The organism is Microcoleus sp. OTE_8_concoct_300 (assembly GCF_031383065.1).
Lineage (GTDB): Bacteria > Cyanobacteriota > Cyanobacteriia > Cyanobacteriales > Microcoleaceae > Microcoleus.
The window spans coordinates 26,691-32,690 of sequence record NZ_JANMZH010000123.1; the positions used below are offsets into that span (position 1 = coordinate 26,691).

Here is a 6,000-nt window from a genome sequence, read left to right on the forward strand (position 1 = left end):
TTTTGGTAAATATGCTTCCAGCTCCAAATAGGGTGTTAAGATGTAATCACATAATTTATCAAGGGTTTTAGGCGATTGTTGACACGAAAAAAGGCAGTACCGTTTCCCTCTACCTAAAATTACACGCTCAAATGAGAACTACTAAATATAGTTCAGATTGGTTGTTCAGGGGTAATTTACCTACAGCCTTTCCTAAGGTCTGAAATCATGGCTACAGTTAGCAAAATAAGGCTGAAAGAATCCGGATGGTAGAAACTGAATTTATTTAAATATTCACGATAAATTTTTCATTATTTTCTCATCTGTAGCGGCAAAAAATCCGACTCGCTAACACCGCGAAAAGGTTAATCCGGATAAAAATAAATTTAAAAAAATATATTTTAAGATGGCAGAAGCTCGAAATGTGGTGTTAAGATGTAATCACATAAGCCTGATGAGATGGCTGCCGGGTATATCTACCAGTAAAGTCCTTAATGGAGTATCAAATATGAGTTCTACGTTCGCTCAAGTTAACTCACAATCTTCTTTGGAAAAACGGCCACTGCGCTCCTTAGTCTTCATTGACTCTGCCGTGGAAGATTATGAGTCAATTGCAGCGGGAGTGCTGCCTGGACAGCAGGTAGTAATAGTCGATCGCACCAAAAACGGCATCGAACAAATCACCTCTGAACTTGAAAGCTACGCCTCTACTAACGGGGCGATAGACTCGGTTCACATTATTTCTCACGGCAATTCTGGCAGCCTACAACTCGGCAATACCGCTCTGGATTCAGATAACATAGAGCAATACAAAAGCCAGTTGAAAAAGTGGCATACTTCACTAGCCCCGGGAGCAGATATGATGCTCTACGGGTGCCATGTAGCCGCAGGTACAGGTGCTCATTTCGTCGATCGATTCAGTGAATTAACCGGGGCTGACGTTGCCGCATCCACCAACCTAACAGGCCGCGACGGCGACTGGAATTTAGAATATGTTAAGGGTCAAATTGAATCTCCCTTAGCTTTGGGGCCAGAGGCTATGGCAAGTTACCAAGGTAATTTAGCTATTATCGTAGTAGCCAACAATAGCGATAGCGGGCCCGGTTCATTAAGGGCTGCGATCGCCAGCGCTAGTGAAGGGGATACAATTACCTTCATTCCACTTTTAGCCCGCCAAACCATTACCCTCACCAGCGGTCAACTCACTATTCCCCCTGGCAAAAACATCACCATTGACGGCGCCCTGGCACCGGGTTTAACCATCAGCGGTAACAACTCATCCCGCGTCTTCAATGTCGAGGCTAACGTTGATATTGCTACCAATTTTGCTGTCAAAAACCTCACTATTACCAACGGCAAAACGGCGGAGAACGGTGGGGGTATCTTTGGAACTGACGAAGTAGCGATGACCGTAGAAAACGTTGATTTTATTAACAACGTTGCTGAGAAAGGCGGCGGTGCAATCTTCTCGGGCTGGAACAGCACCCTGACCGTTACCTACAGTAAATTCATCGGAAATCAAGCCACCGCAACCAACGACGAACGCGGTGCTGGCGGTATTGCTTTTGTCAGCAATAAAACTCTGACCGTGAAGCACACCGACTTCATCAACAACTTAGGAATTAACGGCGGGGCAATTAATACCCTAAACACCGACCTAATAATTGAGAACTCGAAATTTATCGGCAACGACACCACCGCAGCCGTTTTCGCCCCAGACGATCCCAACAGCAATTCTTTTTTAAGGGGTTTCGGCGGCGCAGTTTACACAGACAGAGCCAGTTCTCCTGAGGAGGATTCCGGCATAATTAGCATTACCAAAAGCCTATTTCAAGACAACAAAAGCCGGGGCGAAGGCGGAGCAGCTTACCTGTTCACCGGCTCTCAAGACAGCGTAACTGTTGCAGATAGCATCTTCGAAAACAACGAAGTTCTGCCGCTTCCCGGCGGCAGCGGCGGAATTGGCGGCGGTTTGGTGGTAATGACCAATCAACCCAACAAGGGATTTACCCTCACCAATAGCACATTTGTTGGCAATAAAGCTCCAGGTCAAGGTGGCGGCATCTGGGTCATATATGCACCTACCACGATTACCAACAGCACTTTTTCTGGCAACCAGGTTACTACTACTGCTCCTGATGGCTATGGCAATGTCGGCGGCGCCATCCTGCTTGACAATGCGCCAGCGACGATCGTCAATAGCACCATTGCCGACAATTACGCCGGCTGGGTTGGCGGAGGTATTTCGGTGAACGAGGCGGAGGTGAGCGTCAGAAACACCATTTTTTCTAACAACACATCCGGGAATCCCTTTAACATTCAGCAACACACCAACCAGGAGTTAACAGACGAAGGAAACAATATTCAGTGGCCGCCCAAAAAAACCAATAACTTCAACGATTACAATGCGACGGCAAATATTACGCTCCAAGACCCCAAACTCGGCCCTTTGCAAAAAATCAACAACGCTTTACTCAGGCTCCCGCAACCCGGAAGTCCGGCAATTGAGCTCGGTAGTGGTGCGATCGTGCTGGAGGATCAGCAGGGTCCGGGTCGCGATCCAGATGGTGATCCGAACGGAAATATCATAGGCGACATTGACTCTGTGATACCGGGAGATCCTGTCGTCCCGATTGATCCACCAACACCGACTGAGCCACCAATACCGACTGAGCCACCAATACCGACTGAGCCACCAGTACCGACTGAGCCACCAGTACCGACTGAGCCACCAGTACCGACTGAGCCACCAGTACCGACTGAGCCACCAGTACCGACTGAGCCACCAGTACCGACTGAGCCACCAATACCGATTCCACCAACGCCTCCTGAGATAACACCACCGATTGAGACACCACCGGAGACACCGGCCTCGGATGATTGCCTGTTCGATGACCTCAATCGCCCGGATCTCGACTCTGCTGCCATCACCCCCAACCCCGTCGAACAAACTCTCAACGGCGGTGACGATGACGATTTCATCATCGGCCGCAGCATCAACGACTCGATTAACGGACTTGCCGGCAACGATATTCTTTTCGGTATGGGCGGCAATGACAACATCCAAGGCGGTGCAGATAACGACTTGCTCATGGGCAATCAAGGCAGCGATTTCCTCGAAGGCGACGCAGGCAACGATACTGTTAGTGGCGGCAAAGATAATGACACTGTTCTTGGCGGAGAGGGCGACGACTTTTTGACGGGAGATATGGGCAATGATATTGTTGCCGGCGGCGCTGGCAACGATAGCATTTTTGGCGGCAAAGATGACGATATCTTGCTCGGTGAAGATGGCGAGGACTACATTTTAGGCAACGGAGGAAATGACACCATTAATGCTGGAAACGGCAACGATATTGCCTTTGGCAATGAAGGTGCAGACCTGATTTTTGGCTTAGGAGGAAATGACACGCTTTACGGCGACCAAGAAAACGACAGTCTCGATGGCGGTGAGGGCAACGACTTGCTGTTCGGCGGCGATGGAAACGATGTGCTGTGCGGCGACACCGATAACGATACGCTTTTCGGTGGTGATGGTAATGATATCCTCAGCGGCGGTGCTGGGGACGATTTCCTCAGCGGCGATGTTGGGGAGGATACTTTGATCGGCGGTTCGGGAAATGATGTATTTCTCCTAAATCCAAGTTTGGGTGGCGACATTATTATTATGGATTTCCGCAAGGGCGAGGACTTAATTGGGTTAACTTCCGGTTGGAGTTTCAATGAACTTAGTATTAGTTCGAGCAACAATGAAACTTTCATTACCGTGACGGACACCAATCAATTGTTAGCGAAGCTTCACGGTGTTACGCCCGGTATGCTCAACGCTAGCGATTTCACTGAGGTAACAATCTAACTGCCTCCGGTAGGGTGCGCCATCAGCACCTTACCTGAGGGCCCAACATCCGGTAGGGTGCGCCATCAGCACCGCCCGAATAAAGCAAGCTTTCTCAACAACTAAATGTAGGATTTTTCGGAACTTTTTGCGATTTGGAAAACAAGTTAAATTAACGGGAACTTCCCCCCCGTGATCTTAAACCTCCAAGCAAACCCCCATCAGTGGGGAAATCGGGATGAGTTCCCTCGCCGGATACATGACGGAAGATGTCAGTGAAACCCCCAATAAATCGAAGCCTCTCTGCTGCAAAGAAGTCGCCATCGTCAGCTTATCGAAACTAACCGAAACACCCCCTAATTTAGGCTGCACTCGATTTTTAAACTGTCGCGCATTTAAATTGTATATTCAGGGCGGGCGGGACGCCCACCCCACAAGACTTTGATTTTTTTTGACAGATAATTTTAATGCAAAACAGCTTATTCATCGTCGCCCAATTCGTTAGCAACGTCCGAAAACTTTGAATCGGAAAACGTTCAGAAGTGCGTTTAGTTGCTGCTTTCCGTTTTGCCGGAGTCTCAGATTTAATCGGGACAACCACCGAACCAGACTCGCCCGGTATCTAACCACTCCTCATCCTCAAACAGCAACGGTGCTAATCTCGCTCCGCCTATTTCATTCCACGTAATCAGCCAACAAACATCAAAACACCTGCGATCGTACCCGGTAGGGCTGGCGCGGTGATAAATCGGACGCACCTTCAAATCAATAGTTTTATAAGAGCGAAATCCCTGCTCGATTTGAGACAAGCTCTTATAGGCTTTCACCGTTTTAGAGTCATCTAATATCATGTCCGATCGATTAACCATAATATCCCGGTCGGGGCGGGTTTTTGAGATGGTCAATCGATTTTAGATTTGAGATTTTAGATTAAAGAATTGAATCATTGACCCCACGGATAAATTCGGGGGGCAAGTTTCATCGGATACAGGTTTTTTATTTCTGGACGGATGAATCCGGGGGCTTGTATCCTGGATGCTTTCGGTCAATCGATTTGAGATTTGAGATTTGAGATTTGAGATTTTAGAATTGAAGCATTGACCCCACGGATAAATTCGGGGGGCAAGTTTCATCGGATACAGGTTTTTTATTTCTGGACGGATGAATCCGGGGGCTTGTATCCTGGATGCTTTCGGTCAATTATTGGCAGGTATTGTTGGTGAGGGGAACCCCTACAAAAATCCCGGTCCCTCGACCGGACATGATATAATACCTCGGCACAGACTGAAGTACGAATCACATACATTTCATCTAAATGCGCTTCTGCTTCAATTTTCTCACTAGGGCGCTCCTAACTCAAACTGTTGTCGGTAATCAAGAGAAGAAAATGCTTTGTTACACAGTAGCGATTGATAATTTTCCCCACTCTCACCCCAATTTTTTCTGTTCCCACCAGCCGAGGACTCGAGGGTGTTGGCTCTGCGACAATTTTATCTCATTCTTTAATTCTTTCTCTGTTGCTTGTAGCAGTGCTTCTAAGGCGGCGGCTCGTAAATATGCTAAAAACGGATTCCGACAGGCGATTAACTTCTCTCCTGGATAATCCGGTGATTGGAGAGAAGCTAAATCCCTGGCGATCGAACAGCAGCAATTGTATTACAAGAGTGTTCGACCAACTCTCGGATTTGCGGTGCTCTTAACGCCGTAATGAGCGTCTAAACCTTCTATCCCCTTCAACTCTTCTTCTATTCGCGCCGAAGTAAGTACACCTCTGTCGCCCACCAAGACTAGCCGTTTAATCCCAAACCGATCGCGGACTTTTTCCAGTACAGGGCTTAAAGTTTTAGCATCGTTGATATTACCTTCAAAGACTTCTACCGCGATCGTCGAGGCAGCGGCGTTACAGAATAATCCGAAGATGGTTTGTAATTTCCCTTTTTTCTTGTCCCGCCAATAGCCGTATTGCGCTAGGGGACAGGTTCCTCAAACAGGGGTGGAAGTCACATCTGGTGAGAATTAAGGAATGAGAATTAAATAACTTCCACAAGTTTGTGGGATGGGCGTCCCGCCCCTCCCAAAAGGAAGGGCGGGGCGCCCATCCCACCAACATGTGGTAGTTATTTTATTTTCAATACTTAATTAAAACCAGATGTGACTTCCACCCCAGGTTTTGGAACCATTACCCG

Annotated in this window: 2 protein-coding genes; one reads left to right on the forward strand and one right to left on the reverse strand. The window is 47.8% G+C overall.

The window, feature by feature from the left end; translation table 11 throughout:
• The first annotated feature begins 487 nt into the window (after positions 1–487).
• Positions 488–3,835: a DUF4347 domain-containing protein gene (locus ACUVJL_RS05980; RefSeq protein ID WP_445245016.1), complete on the forward strand. Its 3,348-nt coding sequence runs from the start codon at positions 488–490 to the stop codon at positions 3,833–3,835.
• 563 nt (positions 3,836–4,398) lie between these two features.
• On the opposite strand, the gene ACUVJL_RS05985 is transcribed toward ACUVJL_RS05980, so the two are convergent.
• The gene (locus tag ACUVJL_RS05985) at positions 4,399–4,683 is read right to left on the reverse strand and encodes a hypothetical protein (protein WP_445245017.1); all 285 of its coding nucleotides are present in this window, start codon (positions 4,681–4,683) and stop codon (positions 4,399–4,401) included.
• Between the last annotated feature and the right edge of the window lie 1,317 nt (positions 4,684–6,000).

Excerpts from the sequence above, each read along its gene's own strand:
- ACUVJL_RS05980 (WP_445245016.1), top strand. The coding sequence starts at position 488 with ATGAGTTCTACGTTCGCTCAAGTTAACTCACAATCTTCTTTGGAAAAA.
- ACUVJL_RS05985 (WP_445245017.1), bottom strand. The coding sequence starts at position 4,683 with ATGGTTAATCGATCGGACATGATATTAGATGACTCTAAAACGGTGAAA.